Origin of the sequence: Pseudomonas sp. R62 (assembly GCF_000257605.1) — a bacterium.
GTDB classification, from domain to species: Bacteria; Pseudomonadota; Gammaproteobacteria; order Pseudomonadales; family Pseudomonadaceae; genus Aquipseudomonas; species Aquipseudomonas atacamensis.
Map to the genome: position 1 here is coordinate 3,059,152 of NZ_JH635998.1, position 19,706 is coordinate 3,078,857.

The following is a 19,706-nucleotide window of genomic DNA, read 5'->3' on the forward strand; positions in this document are numbered from 1 at the left end:
TGACATAAATGATGATCAGTGGAATACCCATCTGCGTCACGTTGATGCCGAGGTTGTATTGCTGATTGAGAAACGGCGGCAGCCAGTACAGATAGAACCAGAACACCGGCGCGGTCAGCGAGTAGGCGAGGGCGAAGGCCCAAGTGCCGCGCATGCGCAGGATCTTGCTGAACGGCACGCGAGCCTGTTCCGGTTCGACTTGCTGCTGGATGTAATCGAGTTCCGACTGTTTCACCGTCGGGTGATCTTCCGGATTGAAATACTTCAAGCCCCAGAACAGCAGCCAGATGCCGCCGAGTGCCGCCATGCACAGGAACGCCGCTTGCCAGCCCCACACATGCAGGACCAGTGGCAGCAGCATCGGCGTGAACATCGCGCCGACGTTGGTGCCGGCGTTGAAAATGCCGGTAGCGACTGCACGCTCACCGGCCGGGAACCACAGGCGCGTGGTCTTCACGCAGGCCGGATAGTTGGCCGCTTCCGTCAGACCGAGGATGAAGCGGCAGACCATGAAGCCGACTGCCGAGGTCGCCAGGCCATGGGCGCCGGTCGCCAGGCTCCAGAGCAGCACGGCGCAGAAGAACACGCGCTTGACGCCGACCCGGTCGATCAGGCGTCCCTGCAGGACAAAACCGATCGCGTAGCCGACCTGAAACCAGAAGTTGATGTTGGCGTAATCCATCGCCGTCCAGCTCATTTCCTTGGCGAGGATCGGCTGCATGACGCCGAGGGCGGCGCGGTCGATGTAGTTGAGGGTGGTGGCAAAAAACACCAGCGCCAGCATGCCCCAGCGGGTCTTGCCGACAGCCATGGCGCCGCGGATCTTGTCGCCAATGCCACCCGTGGCAGTGCTCATGGCCGGAGCCATGCGGGAAGTCTGTGAAGGAATCATGTGTTCCACCCGTTTTTGGATTTGTTATTTGGTGTTCTTTTCTGTCGAACACCTTGCCCGGTGGTTAGTGGCCGGACTCGATGTGCAACCGATGTTGGGCAGTGAACAAAAAATCGTCAATTCGCCAAATCGCCTTAGTGTTCGATAATCGCACGCAAAACTAACCGGGTAGTACACTTTAAATTGCTGCGCGCAGGGATGCAGCCAATAATTTGCTCATCCTATAAAAGCGGCGCGGCTCACGCAGCCGCCGTCTCCAAACGGGAGTTGAAACATGCAGCGTTCCATTGCCACCGTTTCCTTGAGCGGCACCCTGCCGGAAAAACTCGAAGCCATTGCCGCCGCCGGGTTCGACGGCGTGGAGATTTTCGAAAACGACCTTCTGTACTACGACGGCAGCCCCCGGGAAATTAAACAGATGTGCGCCGATCTGGGGATCGCCATCACCCTGTTTCAGCCGTTCCGTGACTTCGAAGGCTGCCGCCGCGATCGCCTGGCGCGCAACCTCGAGCGTGCCGAGCGCAAGTTCGATCTGATGCAGGAACTTGGCACCGACCTGGTGCTGGTCTGCAGCAACGCCTCGCCGGACAGTGTCGGCGATCAGCAAATCCTCGTCGATGATTTGCGCCTGCTGGCCGAACGCGCCGGCGCCCGTGGCTTGCGCATCGGTTACGAAGCGCTGGCGTGGGGCCGTCACGTCAACACTTATCAACATGTCTGGGACATCGTCCGTCAGGCTGATCACCCCAACCTCGGCGTGCTGCTCGACAGCTTTCACACCCTGTCGCTGAAGGGCGATCCCAGCGCGATCGCCGACATTCCCGGCGAGAAGATCTTCTTCGTGCAAATGGCCGACGCGCCGATCCTGGCCATGGATGTGCTGGAGTGGAGCCGGCATTTCCGCTGTTTCCCGGGGCAGGGCGAATTCGATCTGCCGGGTTTCCTCGCACCGATCATCAAGAGTGGCTATACCGGCCCGTTGTCGCTGGAAATCTTCAACGACGGCTTCCGCGCCGCGCCGCCACGGGCCAACGCCGCCGATGGTTTGCGCTCGCTGCTGTATCTGGAAGAGAAAACCCGTCAGCGTCTCGAGCAGGAAGCGCCGCCGGTGGCCAACCGTGACATTCTTTTCGAAACGCCGCCGGCCAGCGAATACAACGGCGTGGAATTTCTCGAGTTTGCCGTCGACGAAGCGCTGGGCGCGAAGCTCAGTCACTGGCTGCAACGCCTCGGCTTTGCCAAGGCCGGGCAGCATCGCTCCAAGAGTGTCAGCCTGCTGCGTCAGGGCGATATCAACCTGATCCTCAACTCCGAGCCGTATTCGTTCGCCCACAGCTTTTTCGAAGCCCACGGCCCGTCGCTGTGCGCCACGGCGGTGCGGGTCAAGGACAGCGCCAGTGCGCTGGCCCGGGCGGTCGCTTACAAGGGGCAGCCCTATCGCGGGCTGGTCGGGCCGAATGAACTGGAGCTGGCGGCGGTGCGCGCACCGGACGGCAGCCTGATTTATCTGGTCGATGCGGACGCCGACGTGTACGGCACCGATTTCAATCTGTTGCCGGACGCGCAGACCGGCGGCGGCCTCAAGCGTATCGATCACATGGCCATGGCCCTGCCGGCCGACAGCCTCGACAGTTGGGTGCTGTTCTACAAAAGCCTGCTGGATTTCGAAGCCGACGATGAAGTGGTCTTGCCCGATCCGTACGGTCTGGTGAAGAGCCGCGCACTGCGCAGCCGCGACAGTTCGATCCGGCTGCCGCTGAACATCTCCGAGAACCGCAACACTGCCATTTCGCATGCGCTATCGAGTTATCGCGGCTCCGGTGTGCACCACATCGCCTTCGATTGTGACGACATCTTCGCCCAGGTCAGTCGCGCCAAGGAGGCTGGTGTGCCGCTGCTGGACATCCCGCTCAATTACTACGACGACCTTGCGGCGCGTTTCGATTTCGACGATGAATTCCTCAGCGAACTGGCCTATTACAACGTGCTCTACGACCGTGATGCCCAGGGCGGCGAGTTGTTTCATGTCTACACCGAGCCGTTCGAGGGGCGGTTCTTCTTCGAGATCATCCAGCGCAAGAATGGCTATGCCGGCTACGGCGCGGCCAACGTCGCGGTGCGGCTGGCGGCGATGGCCAAATCGCGCAGTGGTGCGGTGCGTCAGGCGAAGTTGTAGGGAATTCGTAAACGCGTGATTAAACACCGGCTGCGCGGCTTCCTTCACTGTCCCGCGCGGCCCATAATCGCCAGCTTGTGCAGTGATGGCCGTGAGCCCGCGATGACCATGAATTCAGAACTTTCCGCCGCTGCTGTCGAGTCCGACGCAGTGCCGCGCAAGAGTCGCAAGAACAACCCGGAAAAGACCCGCGAAAACATTCTGCAGGAGGCGATCGTCGAGTTCGTCCAGCAGGGCTTGTCCGGCGCTCGCGTCGACGCGATCGCCGAGCGCATCCACACCTCCAAGCGCATGATCTATTACTACTTCGGCAGCAAGGAGCAGTTGTACGTCGAGGTGCTGGAGAAGCTTTACGGCGATATCCGCAGCACGGAAAACCGCCTGCACCTGGACGAACTGCCGCCCGAGCTGGCGATCCGTCGGTTGGTGGAGTTCACCTTCGATCACCATGACCACAACGTCGATTTCGTGCGCATTGTCAGCATCGAAAACATCCACAACGCCGAGTACGTGAAGCGTTCCGATGCGATCAAGGCGCTGAACAACACGATCCTCGATACCTTGGGCGGGATTTTGCAACGAGGCGCGGACGAGGGTTTGTTCCGGCGTGGCATCGATGCGCTGGACGTGCATCTGCTGATCAGTTCGTTCTGCTTCTATCGCGTGTCGAACCGCCACACGCTGGGGGAAATCTTCCAGATCGACCTGCCGGACGAAACCATCAAGCAGCGCCACCGCGAGATGATCTGCGAATCGGTGTTGCGCTACCTGAAGGCCTGAATCGGTCTCCCTGTGGGAGCGAGCCTGCTCGCGAAAGCGGTGTGTCAGTCGCCCTGTTCGTTGACTGAATCGACGCCTTCGCGAGCAGGCTCGCTCCCACAGAGTTACCCTGTTGTTCAGCCATTCATGCTTTGAAAATGCTCAAGCATGCGCTGCGCATCCGGCACCACGCCGCTGAACAATTCAAACGCCTTCACCGCCTGAAACACCGCCATGTTGCCGCCATCCAGGGTGCGGCAGCCCAAATTGCGGGCGTCGCGCAGCAGTTCGGTTTCCAGCGGGAAATACACAATCTCCGCGACCCATATTTCCCTGCGCAGCAACCCGGCCGGCACCGGTGAACCCGGCAGCTTGGCCATACCCATCGGCGTGGTATTGACCAGGCCATCGGCCTGCGCCAGCGCCCTGGGCAAATCCGCTCCGGCCTGCGCGCGACTGGCGCCAAAATGTTGATTCAGATTGTTTGCCAGGCTCTCGGCACGCTCGCGGTCGACATCAAAAATCGTCAATTGCCGTACGCCTTCGCTGAGCAGCGCGTGGGCCACCGCCGCGCCTGCGCCGCCAGCGCCCATCTGGACGACGCGTTCACGGTCAGCGTCTGTCAGACCCCGGCGAAAACCCTCGGCGAAACCGAGGCAATCGGTGTTGTGGCCGACACGCTTGCCGTCCTTCAGCACCACGGTGTTCACTGCGCCGATGCCACGGGCTTCCGGCGACAACTCATCAAGCAGCGGGATGACCGCCTGTTTGCACGGGAAGGTGATGTTCAGCCCGGTGTAATTCATCCGCTCCGCCGCTTGCAGCAAGTCGGGCAGAGCCGTGCTGTCGAGGCGCAATTGATCGAGGTCGATGAGCTGGTACAGATAACGCAGGCCCTGCGCATCACCTTCGTGCTCGTGCAGTGCCGGCGTGCGTGAAGCCTGAATCCCGGCGCCGATCAGCCCGGCGAGTATCACCTTGGAACGCGACATGGCTCTTACCTCTGCAACCGCTGGCTGAAATGCTCCAGCGCTAGGCGATAGCCATGGCTGCCGAACCCGCACATCACCGCCGTGGCAATGCCGGAAACAAATGAATGATGACGAAACGGCTCACGGGCGTGGACATTGGACAGGTGCACCTCGATCACCGGCAATTCACTGGCGACCAGTGCATCGCGAATCGCCACGGACGTGTGCGTCCACGCCGCCGGATTGATCACGATCCCGGCACAACGACCACGCGCGGCGTGAATCCAGTCGAGCAGCTCGCCTTCATGATTGGTCTGGCGAAATTCCACGGTCAGACCGAACTCGTCAGCCGCGCGACCACACAACGCGGAAATATCCGCTAGGGTTTCATGACCATAAGTCGCCGGCTCGCGGGTGCCGAGCAGGTTCAGGTTCGGGCCGTTAAGCACCAGAACGGTAGGGGACATGGGGTAACTCCACTTCTTGTTTTTGGCATCGGCCGAGAGGGTTCAGCCTGTGGAGATAAAATGTACTAGATGGTTACATCGGTCAATTGGACAGAAATGACCTTGGCGTTTTATGTTCGGTGATCGCACAGATCAAAAGATTCCCCACAAAAAAGCCGTCAATCACGACGGCTTTTCCGTATCAGCTACCCGCAATCAACGCCGGGTCAGCAGCACACCGGATTCCATGTGATGGGTCCACGGGAACTGGTCAAACATCGCGCACTTGGTAATGCGGTGGGTGGCATGCAACTGGGCGATGTTGGCCGCCAGGGTGTCCGGGTTGCAGGAGATGTAGAGGATATTGTCGAAGCGCCGGGTCAGTTCGCAGGTGTCCGGGTCCATGCCGGCGCGTGGTGGGTCGACGAAGACGCTGCCGAATTCGTAGCTCTTCAGATCGATGCCGTGCAGGCGACGGAACGGGCGCACTTCGTTGAGCGCTTCGGTCAGTTCCTCGGCGGACAAACGCACCAGCGTGACGTTATCCACAGCGTTTTCGCTGAGATTGCTCAGGGCCGCGTTGACCGAAGTCTTGCTGATCTCGGTGGCGAGCACTTTGCGCACGCGAGTCGCCAGCGGCAGGGTGAAGTTACCGTTGCCGCAGTACAGCTCGAGCAGATCGTCGCTGCGATCGCCCAAGGCTTCGTATGCCCAATTGAGCATCTTCTGGTTCACCGTGCCGTTGGGTTGGGTGAACGCGCCTTCGGGCTGGCGATAGCTGAAGGTGCGGCCGCCGACTTCGAGTTTCTCGACGACATAGTCCTGACCGAGCACTTCGCGCTTGCCTTTGGAGCGGCCGATGATGCTCACGCCCAGATCCGCCGACAACTGAGTGGCTGCCGCATGCCAGTGCTCGTCCAGCGGACGGTGATAGCACAGGGTGATCATCGCGTCGCCGGCCAGCGTGGTCAGAAATTCGACCTGGAACAGCTTGTGGCTCAGCGCCGAACTGGCTTGCCACGCGGCCTTCAACTGCGGCATCAACTGGTTGATGCGCAGGCTGGCAATCGGGAATTCTTCGATGAGTATCGGCGTGCGCTTGTCGTCCTGGGAGAACATCGCGTAATGCCGCTCGCCGCCCTCGCGCCACAGGCGGAATTCGGCGCGCAGGCGGAAGTTCTGCAGAGGCGAGTCAAACACCGTCGGCTCGGGTGCATCGAACGATGCCAGCAGATCACGCAAGCGCGTGACCTTGGCCTCGAGTTGTTCGGCGTAGGCTTGGGAATCGAAACTCATGCGTTGAACCAACCCAACTTGATCACAAACAGAATCGACAGAATCACCAGAGCCGGGTTCAGCTCACGGGCACGGCCGGACAGCAGCTTGATGGCGGTCCAGGCGATGAAGCCGAAGGCGATGCCGTTGGCGATCGAATAGGTGAACGGCATGGCCAGTGCGGTGACCACAACCGGCGCCGCCACGGTGATGTCGTCCCAGTCTATTTCCGCCAGGCCCGAAGTCATCAGCACGGCGACGAACAGCAGCGCTGGCGCGGTGGCGAAGGCCGGAACGCTGGCCGCCAGGGGCGAGAAGAACAGCGCCAACAGGAACAGGATCGCCACGACGATGGCGGTCAGGCCCGTGCGGCCACCGGCACTGACGCCGGCTGCGGATTCGATGTAACTGGTGGTGGTCGACGTGCCCAGCAGCGAGCCGGCCATGGCCGCCGTACTGTCGGCGATCAGCGCACGGCCCATTTTCGGCATGTGGCCGTCCTTGCCCATCAGGCCGGCGCGCTTGGCGACGCCGATCAGGGTCCCGGAGTTGTCGAACAGGTCGACGAACAGGAAGGCGAAGATCACGCTGACCAGACCGATGTCCAGTGCGCCTTTGATGTCCAGTTGCAGGAAGGTCGGCGCCAGCGACGGCGGCATCGACATGATGCCGCCGAACTCGGTGACGTTCAATACGATCGAGGCGATGGTTACGGCGAGAATGCCGATCAGCACCGCGCCACGCACTTTCAGCGCTTCGAGGGCGACGATCACGGCGAAACCGACGGTGGCCAGAATCGGTGCCGGTTTAGTCAGATCGCCGAGGCCGACCATGGTCGCCGGATTGCTGACCACGATACCGGCGTTGTGCAGGGCGATCAGCGCCAGGAACAGGCCGATACCGGCGGCAATCGCCGAGCGCAGTGGCAGCGGAATGGCGTTGATGATCCATTCACGGATGCGGAAGATCGACAGCAGGAAAAACAGCACGGCGGAAATGAACACCGCACCCAGCGCCACTTGCCAGGTGTGGCCCATGTGCAGCACCACGGTGTAGGTAAAGAAGGCGTTCAGGCCCATGCCCGGAGCGAGAGCGATCGGGTAGTTGGCGATCAGGCCCATCACGGTCGAGCCGATTGCAGCCGCCAGACAGGTGGCGACGAAAATCGCGCCCTTGTCCATGCCGGTCTCGCCGAGGATGCTCGGGTTGACGAACAGAATGTAAGCCATGGCCAGGAAAGTCGTGACGCCCGCAAGAATTTCGGTGCGCACGTTGGTGTTGTGTGCCTTGAGTTGAAACAGCCTTTCCAGCATGTCTGCTCCCCGTGGCGCGCGTGGCGCCGTGAATGTATCGACCTCAACAGCAAAGCACAGACCGTCGCAAGCGCCTGGGAAATTGTCGTGGGCCGGAAAAAGCCGCGCATCATACCAGCCGCGTGAGTAATTTGGCGGATGTTGGTGTCGATCGTCGGCGAAGTTTTGCGCAGGCGACAACTGCGCCATACTGCGCGCTGATTTTTTGGAGTGGGCAGGCATGCGCAACGGCGGGATCAGGATTTTCGGATGGATTGCAGCACTGCTGCTGACAGCTCCGGCGTTCGCGGCATCGGCGCCGCCGCTCACTGAGGTGAAGGTGATCAAAGTGCAATCGCCATCCTGCGGTCTGGAAGATATTGCCGATAACCAGCCGCAAACCCAGTGCAATCACAGCGGGCCGAATATCAAGGTCTTCGTGTTGGAAGTCGGCTATGGCCAGAACCAGCCACACGTGACTCTGGATGGCTTCGAGGTCAACGGCACCCGAAGCCCGGTGTGCGCCTTCGATAATGGCAATCTCACTGAATGCACCCCTGGCAGCAAAACCGTCGGTTCTCTTTATACCTTCGATCTGGCCGGCAAACAGCAAGGCACCTTCAACTTCAGTAACACCTCGATCAACGCTCCGCGCAATACGCTCTCGACTCAGCTTTACATCAAGTAACGGCTGTTTGCGAACAGGCTGGGACAAAGCTGACTACGCTTGACTGACTACCCAGCGGAAAGCGCCCATGACTTCCAGAGCCCTGATTGCCCTCGCCGAAGGCATCGACGATTTGCAAAGCGTGACCTTGATCGACGTGCTGCGCCGCGCCGGCATCGAAGTGGTCGCTGCCAGCATCGAAGGTCGGCGCATGCTGACCTGCGCGCGCGGCACCCGGCTGACAGCCGACGGCATGCTGGTCGATGTACTGGCACAGACTTTTGACCTCATTGCCCTGCCGGGCGGTGTCGTCGGTTCGCAGCATCTGGCGGCGCATCAGCCCTTGCAGCAGTTGCTCAAGGACCAGGCCAGCGCCGGCCGCCTGTTCGCCGCCATCGGCGAAGCCCCAGCCACCGCCCTCCAGGCATCAGGCGTGCTGCGCCAGCGCCGCATGACCTGCCTGCCCGGCGCCAGCCATCAGTTATCCGGCTGTACGTTTGTTGATCAACCGGTGGTGGTCGACGGCAACTGCATCACCGCCCAAGGCTCGGGCGCGGCGCTGGAATTTGCCCTGACCCTGGTTGAGCAGCTTGGCGGCAAGGCGTTGCGGGCGAGGGTGGCGGGGGAGTTGATGGCCTGACGGGTCAGCCGTGGGCTGCGAGGGGTTCTATCATTGGTTGCTCACGGTGCTCCGCTTGCCAAAGATCGTAGTCGGTTTGGACGCCTAGCCAAACGCGCGCCTTGCCGATCCCTGCACGCTCAAGTCGTACTGCCAGATCCGGGCTGATTGGCGCGTGTCCGTGCAGTACGCGCGAAAGATGCGGGCGTGCAAAGCCAAGGTGCCGGGCCAATTCGCTCACGCTGATACCAAGCTCGGGCAAGACATCCAGCAGCAGGGTTTCACCGGGGTGTGGCGGGTTGTGCATGGGCATGAGCCTGCCTCCTGTCAGTGGTAGTCCAGATAATCGACCAATTCGATATCCGAACCGACAAAACGAAAGATCACTCGCCAGTTGCCTGAAACGCTGAGCGACCAGTATTCACTCAGCTCGCCTTTCAACGGATGCAGGCGCCAGCCCGGCAAGTCCAGATCGCCGGGGAGTGTCGCTCGATCCATGAACTGCAACATGCGCGACAGCCGTTTTGCATGGTCGGCACGAATTCCACGAGTCGTACCTGTTTCATAGAAGCCACGAAGGCCTTTGTGCTGAAAGGATTTGATCATGGCGGCGAGTGTAAGGCGATACATTACACTCAGTGCGGTAACTATGTACCGCACGTTGTCGCTTGATATGTGCTGAGCAGGTGAGTTTTTTCCAAAAACCTCAGACCTTCTCTTCCACCGGCACATGCATCCGGTCCCGATTCGCCAACGTCGGAAACAGTTTGATCCACGTCCCCGTCACCACCAGGGTGCCGATCCCGCCCATGACCACCGCCGGCACGGTGCCGAACCAGTGGGCAGTGAGGCCGGATTCGAATTCGCCCAACTGGTTCGAAGCGCCGATGAACAGCCCGTTGACCGCGCTGACCCGGCCGCGCATTTCGTCAGGAGTTTCCAGCTGTACGAACGAGGCACGGATGACCATGCTGATCATGTCTGCTGCGCCGAGCACCACCAGCACCGCCAGCGAGAACCAGAACGAGGTCGACAAACCAAACGCGATAGTGGCGACGCCGAAGATGCCGACGGCGGTGAACATCACCCGGCCGACATTGCGTTCTACGGCAAATCGCGCGAGAAACAGTGACATCAGCAACGCACCCACCGCCGGCGCCGAGCGCAACAGGCCAAGACCCCACGGGCCGGTCAACAGAATGTCCTTGGCGAACACCGGCAGCAACGCCGTGGCGCCGCCGAGCAACACGGCGAACAGGTCCAGCGAGATCGCGCCGAGGATGTCCGGGCGGCTGCGGATAAAGCGAATCCCCGCCAGCAGCGAGTCCAGCGTGGCTTTGCCTTTATTCAATGGCGTCTGGCGTGCCGGCAGGTTGAGCATCAGCGAACAGGCGATCACATACAGCAGCACGGTCGGGCCGTAGACCCAGACGCTGCCGAATGCATAGAGCAAACCGCCGAGGGCCGGGGCGACGATGGTGGCCGACTGTTGCGCCGATTGCGCGGCGGCAACTGCGCGGGGGAAAAGCGCACTGGGGACGATGCTCGGCAGCAGCGCCTGAGTCGTCGGCATCTCGAACGAACGGGCGGCGCCGAGCAGGAAGGCGAGGATGAAAATCATCTCGCGGGTGACGTGATCGGTTGCGCTGCCGATGGCCAGTGCCAAGGCAATCAACGCCTGCAACGACTGGCAAAGCGCGGCGACCTTGCGCCGATCGTAGCGATCAGCGACATGCCCGGTGTGCAGCATGAACAGCACCCGCGGGGCGAATTCGACCAGCCCGACCAGGCCCAGATCCAGCACGTTGCCGGTCAATTGATACAGGTTCCAGCCAATTGCCACGGTGAGCATCTGGAACCCGCTGGCGGTGAAAATCCGCGCCAGCCAGAAAGCCATGAACGGACGATGGTGACGTAACAGCAGGGGCTCTTGTGTGGGCATCTGAAGGCAGGTCTTGGACGAGTGAACGGCGAGATTATCACCAGTCTGTAACAGGAAGTTGCTAGGAGAAACAATTCAGTTAGCCAGACAACGATCTTTCATCCTGACAATCAACCCTGCGGTGAGGGGATTTATCCCCGTTGGGTCGCGCAGCGGCCCCAAAATCTCTAAACGACGACCACTCCTGCGCAGCCGGACGGGGATAAATCCCCTGGCCACAGGAGTGAGGCAACTTGTCACGCGGCAAACCACCACGCAGTTCATTGGCAAAAATGGGACTACTCTTTCAACGTTGCTTGATCCAGATCAAGACCCCGACCGGAACTGATCTGGCGGCCATTTGGCCAGACTCCCTGCGTTGCGATGGTTGCAAAAAAAGAACGAATCCGAATTCGCCGCACTCCATATCCGTGGGGGCAGTGGTGCAGGCCTCCGGGCCAGCTACCCGTATTACCTGACAGAGGAAGCCATATGTTCGGTTTAGAGGCTCTCGATCTCGCCCGAATTCAGTTCGCGTTCACCATCTCGTTCCACATTCTGTTCCCGGCCATCACCATCGGCCTGGCGAGCTACCTGGCGGTGCTCGAAGGCTTGTGGCTGAAGACCCGCAACGACACCTACCGCGATCTCTACCATTTCTGGTCGAAGATTTTCGCCGTCAACTTCGGCATGGGCGTGGTTTCCGGGCTGGTCATGGCTTACCAGTTCGGCACCAACTGGAGTCGTTTCTCCGACTTCGCCGGTGCCGTCACCGGGCCGTTGCTGACCTATGAAGTGCTTACGGCGTTTTTCCTTGAAGCCGGTTTCCTTGGCGTGATGCTGTTCGGCTGGAACAAGGTCGGGCGCGGCCTGCACTTCTTCTCGACGGTGATGGTAGCGATCGGCACGCTGATTTCGACCTTCTGGATTCTCGCCTCCAACAGCTGGATGCAGACCCCGCAAGGCTTTGAAATCGTCAACGGTCAGGTGATCCCCACCGACTGGCTGGCAATCATCTTCAACCCGTCATTCCCTTACCGGCTGATGCACATGGCCACGGCCGCGTTCGTCGCGACGGCGTTCTTCGTCGGCTCGTCGGCGGCCTGGCACCTGCTGCGCGGCAGGGACAACCCGGCGATCCGCACCATGCTGTCGATGGCGATGTGGATGGCGTTGATCGTCGCGCCGATCCAGGCTGTGATCGGCGACTTCCACGGCCTCAATACGCTCAAGCACCAGCCGGCAAAAATCGCGGCGATCGAAGGCCACTGGGAAAACCATGGCGACGAAGCGACGCCGCTGATCCTGTTCGGCTGGCCGGACATGAAAGAGGAACGCACCAAGTTCGCCGTAGAGATTCCATACCTCGGCAGCCTGATTCTGACCCACTCGCTGGATAAACAAGTACCGGCGCTGAAGGAATTTCCACCGGAAGACCGGCCGAATTCGACCATCGTGTTCTGGTCGTTCCGGATCATGGTCGGCCTCGGTTTCCTGATGATCTTCACCGGTTTGTGGAGTCTGTGGCTGCGCAAGCGTGACTCGCTGTATACCTCGCGGCCGTTCCTGCATCTGGCCTTGTGGATGGGGCCGTCCGGTCTGATCGCGATTCTCGCTGGCTGGTTCACCACGGAAATCGGCCGTCAGCCATGGGTGGTCTACGGCCTGATGCGCACTGCCGATGCTTCGTCCAACCACAGCTTCATGCAGATGAGCATCACCCTGATCATGTTCGTCGTGGTCTATTTCGCCCTGTTCGGCGCCGGTCTCGGCTACATGATGCGCCTGGTGCGCAAAGGGCCGAAGATCAGCGAAGGCAATGAAACACCGGACGGTGGTCCAGGCAAGAAACGCACCCCGGCACGTCCGTTGTCCGCAGCCGACGACCCGGCCGAGGGCGAGCACGAAGACAACACTCGCTTGACCAAGGAGATTTGACTCATGGGTATTGATCTTCCACTGATCTGGGCCGTGATCATCATCTTCGGCATCATGATGTACGTGGTCATGGACGGCTTCGACCTGGGCATCGGCATCCTCTTCCCGTTCGTGCCCGGCAAGACCGATCGCGACGTGATGATGAACACTGTCGCCCCGGTCTGGGACGGCAACGAAACCTGGCTGGTACTGGGTGGCGCGGCGTTGTTCGGCGCCTTCCCGCTGGCCTATTCGGTGGTGTTGTCGGCGCTGTACCTGCCGCTGATCTTCATGCTCATGGGCCTGATCTTTCGCGGCGTGGCTTTCGAGTTCCGCTTCAAGGCCAAGGATGAAAAGCGTCACCTGTGGGACAAGGCATTTATCGGTGGTTCGATCGCGGCGACGTTCTTTCAGGGCGTTGCGCTGGGTGCGTTCATCGATGGTCTGCCGGTGGTCAATCGCCAGTTCGCCGGTGGTTCACTGGACTGGCTGACGCCGTTCACGCTGTTCTGCGGCGCGGCGCTGGTGGTGGCCTATGCCTTGCTCGGCTGCACCTGGCTGATCATGAAAACCGAAGGCAAATTGCAGGAACAAATGCATGATCTGGCGCGGCCGCTGGCGTTCGTCCTGCTGGCAGTGATCGGTATCGTCAGCCTGTGGACACCCCTGTCGCATCCGGAAATCGCCTCACGCTGGTTCAGCATGCCGAATCTGTTCTGGTTCATGCCGGTGCCGATTCTGGTGCTGGTCACCTTGTACGGCCTGATCCGCGCGGTGGCACGTAACGCCAACTACACGCCGTTCCTGCTGACCCTGGTGCTGATCTTCCTCGGCTACAGCGGCTTGGGCATCAGCCTGTGGCCGAACATCGTGCCGCCGTCGATCTCGATCTGGGACGCCGCCGCGCCGCCGCAAAGTCAGGGCTTCATGCTGGTCGGCACGTTGTTCATCATCCCGTTCATCCTGGGGTATACCTTCTGGAGCTACTACGTGTTCCGCGGCAAGGTCACCCACGAAGACGGTTATCACTAATCCCATGCTGGGCTTGCCCTGTGGGAGCGAGCCTGCTCGCGAAGGCGTCCGCAGTGACGCCTTGGCTTAACGGAGATCGATGCAATGACCGGCAAACATTCCCTGCACGACATTGAAGAAGCCGAAAAAAAGCCGCTGTGGCAGCGGCTCGGCTGGTTGGCCCTGATCTGGGTTGGCAGTGTCGGCGTGTTGTTCATCGCCGCCAGCCTGATGCGCATGTTCATGAATGCCGCAGGTTTGACCACCCACTGAAACATCCCGTCCCGGCGCCTTCGGGTATGGATTTGCAACCCTCCTCACGGAGGGTTTTTTTACGCCGCAGTTTTATTTGCGCGCCTTGAGGATGACGAATTTCGGCGTCGCCGCCACTTGCTCGACACCACGAAACAGGCGCGCCAGTTTGCTGTGATAGCCCAGATGCCGGTTGCCGACGATGTACAGCGCACCGCCGACCACCAGTGCCTCGCGCGCCTGTTGGAACATGCGCCAGGCGAGGAAATCGCCGACCACCTGCTGCTGATGGAACGGCGGGTTGCACAGCACCACGTCCAGTGACTGCGGCGCCTGCCCGGCCAGACCATCGCCAGCGCGCACGATGACTTCGCGATCGGCCAATGCCGCGCGCCAGTTCTCGGCAGCCGATTGCACCGCCATGAACGATTCGTCGACCAGCGTGTAATGCGCATCCGGGTTCTGCAAGGCGCTGGCGATTGCCAGAACACCGTTGCCGCAACCGAGGTCGGCGACTCGCGCGTGGCCAAGGTTTTTCGGCAGGTGTGGCAGAAACGCGCGAGTGCCGATGTCGAGGCCTTCGCGGCAGAACACATTGGCGTGGTTAAGCAATTCGATCGCCGGTTCGTCGAGGCGATAGCGAGTGGGGTAGGGCGATGTGGCGGGCGCTTTGCTTTCAGGTGTGGCGATCAGCAATCGCGCCTTTTTCACTGCCAGCGATGCCTGCACAGGACCAACGTAGCGCTCCAGCAAGTCGCCGGCAGCGCGCGGCAGATGCTTGACCATGGCGGCGGCGATCACTTGCGCGCCGGGAGCGAGTTGTCCTTGCAGGCGGATCAGCTGTTCTTCCAACAGCGCCAGAGTTTTGGGGACGCGGATCAGCACCCGGTCAAACGGCCCGACCAAGGGCTCACTGGCCGGAATCGGACGAATCGCATCGAACGCCTGACCATTGCGCAGCAGATTCTTTTCCAGCCCGACGAAACCCAGGAACGAATCGCCGCTACTGCTCACCTCGACCTTGTCCAACAGACTGATCGCCAAGGCGCCAAAGCTGTCATTGAGCACCAGCACGCGCGTGCTGCTCGCAGGTTGTTCGCTGGCGAGATGATTGAGCAGGTATTCGTCCGCCGCATCGAAGGCTTGCAGCGGTTCATTCTGCTGTTCAGGCTGGCGGATCAGGTCGAGCTGGGCGAAAGGCGTTTCGAGCAAAGGCATGGGGCGGGGACTCAGGATATTCGGCAGATATCCCGTTGCCGGCAGATGGTGCGACGGGATCCGATCGAGTGGACTGCGATGCAAGCAGGTTGCGTCATCACTCGGAAAGGCCTGAATGGTACGTTTTTTTGCGGGTAAATACTCGCAGGATTACCGCGCGATATCGCTCAGCTGTCAGATGATGCCGGCACGAGCGGCGGCAATCACTGCGGAAATCTTGTTGCAGACGTTGAATTTTTCGATGACGTTTTGCACATGATAGTTAACGGTGCGTTCGCTCAGGCTGAGGATTCTCGAGATATCGTGAGCGGTCTTGCCCAAGGCGGACAGTTTCATGATTTCCAGCTCCCGGGACGATAGCCTCGGCTTGCTGGGCTTGGCCGGTGTGGGAACGGTGCGGGCATACAGGTCACTGAAGTGTCGGTTGGCAAAAAACAGATAACCGTAATGCTCGTACAGCTCGAGCGGGCTGATCGGGCAGTGGGTGCGCGCCAGGCTGATGATGCTGCACAAACCACTGGTGTCGTCATGAAAGGCCTGCGACCAGCCATGCTGCAGTCCATTTTTCTTCAACGCCTGCCACAATTCTGGCGCATCGGTGAACACTCTTTCTTCCCAGACGATCGGCAATACCGAATGATTGCAATGCGCTATTACCGGATCAATATTCCGGTAGTTCTCTTTGTTGTACTGAATGTTCCATTCTTTCGGATAGTTATTGATTTGCAAGGCATTCAAATGGACATCGCGATGGGGGGAGGTCACCGCTATCGCACAATAGTTAAAGCCCAGATTCTCGGCAAATCTCAGCAGTATCGGGTATGCCACCTCAATGCCTTTGGCAAATGTCAGTTGTTTCAATTGTGATTCCTTCCACGTTTCCATGAACTTTGCCTCCATCCTGATATAGGGGCGCCAAATGGATCCAAAAAATCCGGCACGAATCGAAGTGTAGGATCTTTCCTGCGAAACGCCTTACATTTTTTCGAGATTGAAACTTTGATGTTTTTTATAAAGTGTTCTTAGCAATACAGGCTGTTATATTTTAATTGGCATCTTAAAGTTATTGCTCTAGAACCTGCATTGCCAGCAAATTGAATGTCTAGCGCTGATCCCGGCAATACCATTACCAATCACGAGTGTTTGGCAGCGCGATTTTGCGGGACACTGTGGGCAATCGTTTCAAGGAGTGCCTCATGACTGCCAGTGCCGAGAAGTACACCACCCAGACCTTGCTCGATGTGCAACCGTTGACGCCGAACCTGTTCACGCTGCGCACCAGCCGTGATCCCGGCTTTCGCTTCCGTGCCGGCCAGTTCGCCCGGCTGGGCGTGACCAAGGCCGATGGCAGCACGGTCTGGCGCGCCTATTCGATGGTGTCGTCGCCGTTCGATGAGTTTCTCGAGTTCTTTTCCATCGTCGTGCCGGGCGGCGAATTCACCAGTGAGCTGAGCCGGCTACAGGTCGGCGATAGCCTGATGGTTGAGCGCCAGGCGTTCGGCTATTTGACACTGGATCGTTTTGTCGACGGCCGTGACCTGTGGTTATTGTCGACCGGCACCGGGGTGGCGCCGTTTCTGTCGATCCTGCAGGACTTCGAGGTCTGGGAGAAATTCGAGCGAATCATTCTGGTTTACAGCGTGCGGGAGGCGCGGGAACTGGCTTATCAGGAGTTGATCGCCGGGTTGGCGCAACGTGACTATCTGAGCGAATACGCCCACAAGCTGCAATTCATCCCCACTGTGACCCGCGAAGCGCATCCAGGGGCGCTGCGGGGCCGGATTACTACGCTGATTGAGAACGGCGAGCTGGAACGTGCGGCGGGCGTTGAGCTCTCGCCAGAGCATTCGCGAGTGATGCTGTGCGGCAATCCGCAGATGATCGACGACACCCGCGCCTTGCTGAAACAGCTCGATATGCGCCTGAGCCTGACGCGCAAGCCGGGGCAGGTTGCGGTGGAGAACTACTGGTAACGAAAACGGCACCCGCGGGTGCCGTTTCAATGTGTAGCGAATGCCTCAGGGCCGCTCGTTCTGCGCCTTGAGCAGGTCGCGAATTTCGCCCAACAGTTGCTCCTCCTTGCTCGGGATCGGCGGTGCGGTCGGGGCTACAGCTTCTTCGCGCTTGAGGCGGTTGATGGCCTTGACGCCCATGAAGATCGCAAATGCGACGATCACGAAATCCAGCACCGTCTGCAGGAATTTGCCGTAAGCCAGCACCACGGCGGGCGCATCGCCCTGGGCGGCTTTGAGCGTGACAGCCAGATCACTGAAGTCCACCCCACCGATCAACAGGCCAATCGGCGGCATGATCACGTCGCCGACAAACGACGAAACAATCTTGCCGAACGCTGCGCCAATGATGATACCGACGGCCATGTCGACCACATTGCCTTTGACCGCGAAGGCCTTGAACTCGCTAAGCACGCCCATAGTTATTTCCTTGTTACAGATGAGTTTGGTGTAGGCAGTGTAAATCAGCGAAACGCCTCCTGCGCGAAACACCTTCTTACAATGCCCGTTTTTATCGACACATCGATTGACGATTAGTTTGCAAATTGCCAGCAATCGCGCGCGGAATACGCGCTAACCCGCTGACGGGAAAGCCAATTTCTTCAATCATGGTGTTACGTTCTTTCTATTTATGTTCCTCGGCGGGGGCCTCTAGCCTTGCTGTGGCGCACCTGGATGCGCTCAATAAAACCAGAGGAACCTGATATGACTTCCGCTCTTGGACTGGGGGCTTTTCCCCATCGCCGCACCCTCGGCGTTCTCACCGCCAGCCTGCTGACCTTCTCGGTCAACGCCGCTCCGCTGACCCGCGATAACGGCGCTGCGGTGGGTGACAATCAGAACTCGCAAACTGCCGGCGCCACCGGCCCGGTGCTGCTGCAGGACGTGCAACTGATCCAGAAGCTGCAACGCTTCGACCGTGAACGCATCCCCGAGCGCGTGGTACATGCACGCGGCACCGGCGCCCACGGCACCTTCACCGTGACCGATGACCTCAGCGACCTGAGCAAGGCCAAGGTGTTCGCCGCAGGCCAGAGCACGCCGGTATTCGTGCGTTTCTCGGCGGTGGTGCATGGCAACCATTCCCCGGAAACCCTGCGCGACCCGCGGGGTTTCGCCACCAAGTTCTACACCGCTGACGGCAATTGGGATCTGGTCGGCAACAACTTCCCGACCTTCTTCATCCGCGATGCGATCAAATTCCCGGACATGGTCCACGCCTTCAAGCCCGATCCGCGCACCAACCTCGATGACGATTCGCGCCGGTTCGATTTCTTCTCCCATGTACCGGAAGCCACCCGCACACTGACCGAGTTGTATTCCAATTACGGCACTCCGGCCAGTTATCGGGAGATGGATGGCAATGGTGTTCATGCCTATAAGCTGATCAATGCCAGGAATGAAGTTCACTATGTGAAGTTTCACTGGAAGAGTCTGCAAGGCATCAAGAACCTTACGCCAAAACAAGTCAGCGAAGTTCAAGGTCAGGATTACAGTCATATGACCAACGACTTGGTGAGTAATATCAATAAGGGCAACTTTCCGAAGTGGGACTTGTACGTGCAAGTTCTCAAGCCACAGGATTTGTCCAAGTTTGATTTCGATCCGCTTGATGCAACCAAGATCTGGCCGGGTATTGCCGAGCGCAAAGTTGGACAAATGGTCTTGAACCGTAATCCGGCCAATGTCTTCCAGGAAACTGAACAAGTTGCCATGGCACCGGCCAACGTAGTTCCGGGTATCGAACCTTCGGAAGATCGTTTATTGCAGGGCCGAGTCTTCTCTTATGCCGATACGCAGATGTATCGCCTCGGCGCCAACGCTTTGCAATTGCCGATCAACGCTCCGAAAACCGCAGTGAACAATGGCAATCAGGATGGCGCGATGAATTTTGGCGCCAGCCAGTCCGGCGTCAACTACCAGCCAAGCCGCCTGCAACCGCGTGAAGAAACGCCAGCGGCGCGTTACAGCCAGTCGGCGCTGGCGGGCAGCACGCAGCAGGCGAAGATTCAGCGTGAGCAGAACTTCAAGCAGGCCGGTGATCTGTATCGCTCGTACAGCAAGCAGGAACGCCGCGACCTGATCGACAGCTTCGGCGGCTCGCTGGCCACCACCGATGATGAGAGCAAGCACATCATCCTGTCCTTCCTGTACAAGGCCGACCCTGAGTACGGCAGCGGTGTGACCGAAGTGGCCAAGGGCGACCTCAGCCGTGTGAAAGCACTGGCGGCCAAACTGACTGACTGATAGCGATGCGGCGCACGCGAGGGTCTGTCTT

Annotated in this window: 20 protein-coding genes; 9 read left to right on the plus strand and 11 right to left on the minus strand. The window is 59.7% G+C overall.

What is annotated here, in order from left to right:
* The coding region (locus tag OQK_RS14835; RefSeq protein ID WP_038860970.1) for an MFS transporter at window positions 1-892 on the minus strand (892 nt) is incomplete at its 3' end.
* Between the two features lie 274 nt (window positions 893-1,166).
* On the opposite strand from OQK_RS14835, the gene quiC reads away from it, so the two are divergent.
* Complete coding sequence (gene quiC / locus OQK_RS14840; RefSeq protein WP_016773078.1) at window positions 1,167-3,068, plus strand: 3-dehydroshikimate dehydratase QuiC; 1,902 nt, start codon at window positions 1,167-1,169, stop codon at window positions 3,066-3,068.
* A gap of 102 nt (window positions 3,069-3,170) precedes the next feature.
* On the plus strand, window positions 3,171-3,848 hold the full coding sequence (locus OQK_RS14845; protein ID WP_016773079.1) for a TetR/AcrR family transcriptional regulator: 678 nt from the start codon (window positions 3,171-3,173) through the stop codon (window positions 3,846-3,848).
* Between the two features lie 116 nt (window positions 3,849-3,964).
* Here the strand turns inward: OQK_RS14845 and OQK_RS14850 are convergent, their stop codons facing one another.
* The 4 genes from OQK_RS14850 to OQK_RS14865 form a co-directional block, all read right to left on the minus strand.
* Window positions 3,965-4,819 (minus strand): shikimate dehydrogenase, encoded by an 855-nt coding sequence (locus tag OQK_RS14850; protein WP_016773080.1) that lies wholly within the window; start codon window positions 4,817-4,819, stop codon window positions 3,965-3,967.
* 5 nt (window positions 4,820-4,824) lie between these two features.
* Entirely contained in the window at window positions 4,825-5,265 is a 441-nt protein-coding gene (aroQ, locus tag OQK_RS14855; RefSeq protein ID WP_016773081.1) for a type II 3-dehydroquinate dehydratase, read from the minus strand.
* A gap of 195 nt (window positions 5,266-5,460) precedes the next feature.
* Window positions 5,461-6,540, minus strand: coding sequence for a tRNA (uridine(54)-C5)-methyltransferase TrmA (gene trmA, locus OQK_RS14860; protein WP_016773082.1), 1,080 nt, complete (start codon window positions 6,538-6,540; stop codon window positions 5,461-5,463).
* Entirely contained in the window at window positions 6,537-7,832 is a 1,296-nt protein-coding gene (locus OQK_RS14865) for an NCS2 family permease (RefSeq protein ID WP_016773083.1), read from the minus strand. The genes trmA and OQK_RS14865 overlap by 4 nt, the downstream gene beginning before the upstream one ends.
* A 220-nt stretch (window positions 7,833-8,052) precedes the next feature.
* On the opposite strand from OQK_RS14865, the gene OQK_RS14870 reads away from it, so the two are divergent.
* Both OQK_RS14870 and OQK_RS14875 read left to right on the plus strand, forming a co-directional pair.
* Window positions 8,053-8,499 (plus strand): DUF4879 domain-containing protein, encoded by a 447-nt coding sequence (locus OQK_RS14870; protein WP_038860971.1) that lies wholly within the window; start codon window positions 8,053-8,055, stop codon window positions 8,497-8,499.
* 67 nt (window positions 8,500-8,566) lie between these two features.
* A complete protein-coding gene (locus OQK_RS14875; RefSeq protein ID WP_016773084.1) occupies window positions 8,567-9,118 on the plus strand; it encodes a DJ-1 family glyoxalase III in 552 nt (183 codons plus the stop codon).
* A gap of 4 nt (window positions 9,119-9,122) precedes the next feature.
* Here OQK_RS14875 and OQK_RS14880 read toward each other — a convergent pair whose 3' ends face one another.
* The 3 genes from OQK_RS14880 to OQK_RS14890 form a co-directional block, all read right to left on the minus strand.
* Window positions 9,123-9,410, minus strand: a complete 288-nt coding sequence (locus OQK_RS14880) for a HigA family addiction module antitoxin (protein WP_016773085.1) — start codon at window positions 9,408-9,410, stop codon at window positions 9,123-9,125.
* Window positions 9,411-9,424: 14 nt separating this feature from the next.
* On the minus strand, window positions 9,425-9,703 hold the full coding sequence (locus tag OQK_RS14885; protein WP_038861219.1) for a type II toxin-antitoxin system RelE/ParE family toxin: 279 nt from the start codon (window positions 9,701-9,703) through the stop codon (window positions 9,425-9,427).
* 100 nt (window positions 9,704-9,803) lie between these two features.
* Entirely contained in the window at window positions 9,804-11,039 is a 1,236-nt protein-coding gene (locus OQK_RS14890) for an MFS transporter (RefSeq protein ID WP_016773087.1), read from the minus strand.
* A gap of 471 nt (window positions 11,040-11,510) precedes the next feature.
* On the opposite strand from OQK_RS14890, the gene OQK_RS14895 reads away from it, so the two are divergent.
* From OQK_RS14895 to OQK_RS29320, 3 genes are all read left to right on the plus strand, one after another.
* Window positions 11,511-12,956: a cytochrome ubiquinol oxidase subunit I gene (locus OQK_RS14895; RefSeq protein ID WP_016773088.1), complete on the plus strand. Its 1,446-nt coding sequence runs from the start codon at window positions 11,511-11,513 to the stop codon at window positions 12,954-12,956.
* Window positions 12,957-12,959: 3 nt separating this feature from the next.
* Complete coding sequence (gene cydB, locus OQK_RS14900) at window positions 12,960-13,967, plus strand: cytochrome d ubiquinol oxidase subunit II (protein ID WP_016773089.1); 1,008 nt, start codon at window positions 12,960-12,962, stop codon at window positions 13,965-13,967.
* A gap of 84 nt (window positions 13,968-14,051) precedes the next feature.
* Window positions 14,052-14,219 (plus strand): DUF2474 domain-containing protein, encoded by a 168-nt coding sequence (locus OQK_RS29320; RefSeq protein WP_016773090.1) that lies wholly within the window; start codon window positions 14,052-14,054, stop codon window positions 14,217-14,219.
* A gap of 72 nt (window positions 14,220-14,291) precedes the next feature.
* Here OQK_RS29320 and OQK_RS14905 read toward each other — a convergent pair whose 3' ends face one another.
* Together OQK_RS14905 and OQK_RS14910 are read right to left on the minus strand one after the other, a co-directional pair.
* The gene (locus OQK_RS14905; RefSeq protein ID WP_016773091.1) at window positions 14,292-15,416 is read right to left on the minus strand and encodes a methyltransferase; all 1,125 of its coding nucleotides are present in this window, start codon (window positions 15,414-15,416) and stop codon (window positions 14,292-14,294) included.
* A 174-nt stretch (window positions 15,417-15,590) separates the two neighbouring features.
* Entirely contained in the window at window positions 15,591-16,301 is a 711-nt protein-coding gene (locus OQK_RS14910; RefSeq protein ID WP_016773092.1) for an autoinducer binding domain-containing protein, read from the minus strand.
* Between the two features lie 311 nt (window positions 16,302-16,612).
* Between OQK_RS14910 and OQK_RS14915 the strand changes: the two genes are divergently transcribed.
* Entirely contained in the window at window positions 16,613-17,389 is a 777-nt protein-coding gene (locus tag OQK_RS14915) for a ferredoxin--NADP reductase (RefSeq protein ID WP_016773093.1), read from the plus strand.
* A 45-nt stretch (window positions 17,390-17,434) separates the two neighbouring features.
* Here OQK_RS14915 and mscL read toward each other — a convergent pair whose 3' ends face one another.
* A complete protein-coding gene (mscL, locus tag OQK_RS14920) occupies window positions 17,435-17,848 on the minus strand; it encodes a large-conductance mechanosensitive channel protein MscL (protein WP_024014404.1) in 414 nt (137 codons plus the stop codon).
* Between the two features lie 285 nt (window positions 17,849-18,133).
* On the opposite strand from mscL, the gene katB reads away from it, so the two are divergent.
* Window positions 18,134-19,675, plus strand: coding sequence for a catalase KatB (gene katB / locus OQK_RS14925; protein ID WP_016773095.1), 1,542 nt, complete (start codon window positions 18,134-18,136; stop codon window positions 19,673-19,675).
* The last annotated feature ends 31 nt before the right edge of the window (window positions 19,676-19,706 follow it).

Coding starts and splice junctions, on each gene's coding strand:
- quiC (WP_016773078.1), top strand. CDS start 1,167: ATGCAGCGTTCCATTGCCACCGTTTCCTTGAGCGGCACCCTGCCGGAA.
- OQK_RS14845 (WP_016773079.1), top strand. CDS start 3,171: ATGACCATGAATTCAGAACTTTCCGCCGCTGCTGTCGAGTCCGACGCA.
- OQK_RS14850 (WP_016773080.1), bottom strand. CDS start 4,819: ATGTCGCGTTCCAAGGTGATACTCGCCGGGCTGATCGGCGCCGGGATT.
- aroQ (WP_016773081.1), bottom strand. CDS start 5,265: ATGTCCCCTACCGTTCTGGTGCTTAACGGCCCGAACCTGAACCTGCTC.
- trmA (WP_016773082.1), bottom strand. CDS start 6,540: ATGAGTTTCGATTCCCAAGCCTACGCCGAACAACTCGAGGCCAAGGTC.
- OQK_RS14865 (WP_016773083.1), bottom strand. CDS start 7,832: ATGCTGGAAAGGCTGTTTCAACTCAAGGCACACAACACCAACGTGCGC.
- OQK_RS14870 (WP_038860971.1), top strand. CDS start 8,053: ATGCGCAACGGCGGGATCAGGATTTTCGGATGGATTGCAGCACTGCTG.
- OQK_RS14875 (WP_016773084.1), top strand. CDS start 8,567: ATGACTTCCAGAGCCCTGATTGCCCTCGCCGAAGGCATCGACGATTTG.
- OQK_RS14880 (WP_016773085.1), bottom strand. CDS start 9,410: ATGCCCATGCACAACCCGCCACACCCCGGTGAAACCCTGCTGCTGGAT.
- OQK_RS14885 (WP_038861219.1), bottom strand. CDS start 9,703: ATGATCAAATCCTTTCAGCACAAAGGCCTTCGTGGCTTCTATGAAACA.
- OQK_RS14890 (WP_016773087.1), bottom strand. CDS start 11,039: ATGCCCACACAAGAGCCCCTGCTGTTACGTCACCATCGTCCGTTCATG.
- OQK_RS14895 (WP_016773088.1), top strand. CDS start 11,511: ATGTTCGGTTTAGAGGCTCTCGATCTCGCCCGAATTCAGTTCGCGTTC.
- cydB (WP_016773089.1), top strand. CDS start 12,960: ATGGGTATTGATCTTCCACTGATCTGGGCCGTGATCATCATCTTCGGC.
- OQK_RS29320 (WP_016773090.1), top strand. CDS start 14,052: ATGACCGGCAAACATTCCCTGCACGACATTGAAGAAGCCGAAAAAAAG.
- OQK_RS14905 (WP_016773091.1), bottom strand. CDS start 15,416: ATGCCTTTGCTCGAAACGCCTTTCGCCCAGCTCGACCTGATCCGCCAG.
- OQK_RS14910 (WP_016773092.1), bottom strand. CDS start 16,301: ATGGAAACGTGGAAGGAATCACAATTGAAACAACTGACATTTGCCAAA.
- OQK_RS14915 (WP_016773093.1), top strand. CDS start 16,613: ATGACTGCCAGTGCCGAGAAGTACACCACCCAGACCTTGCTCGATGTG.
- mscL (WP_024014404.1), bottom strand. CDS start 17,848: ATGGGCGTGCTTAGCGAGTTCAAGGCCTTCGCGGTCAAAGGCAATGTG.
- katB (WP_016773095.1), top strand. CDS start 18,134: ATGACTTCCGCTCTTGGACTGGGGGCTTTTCCCCATCGCCGCACCCTC.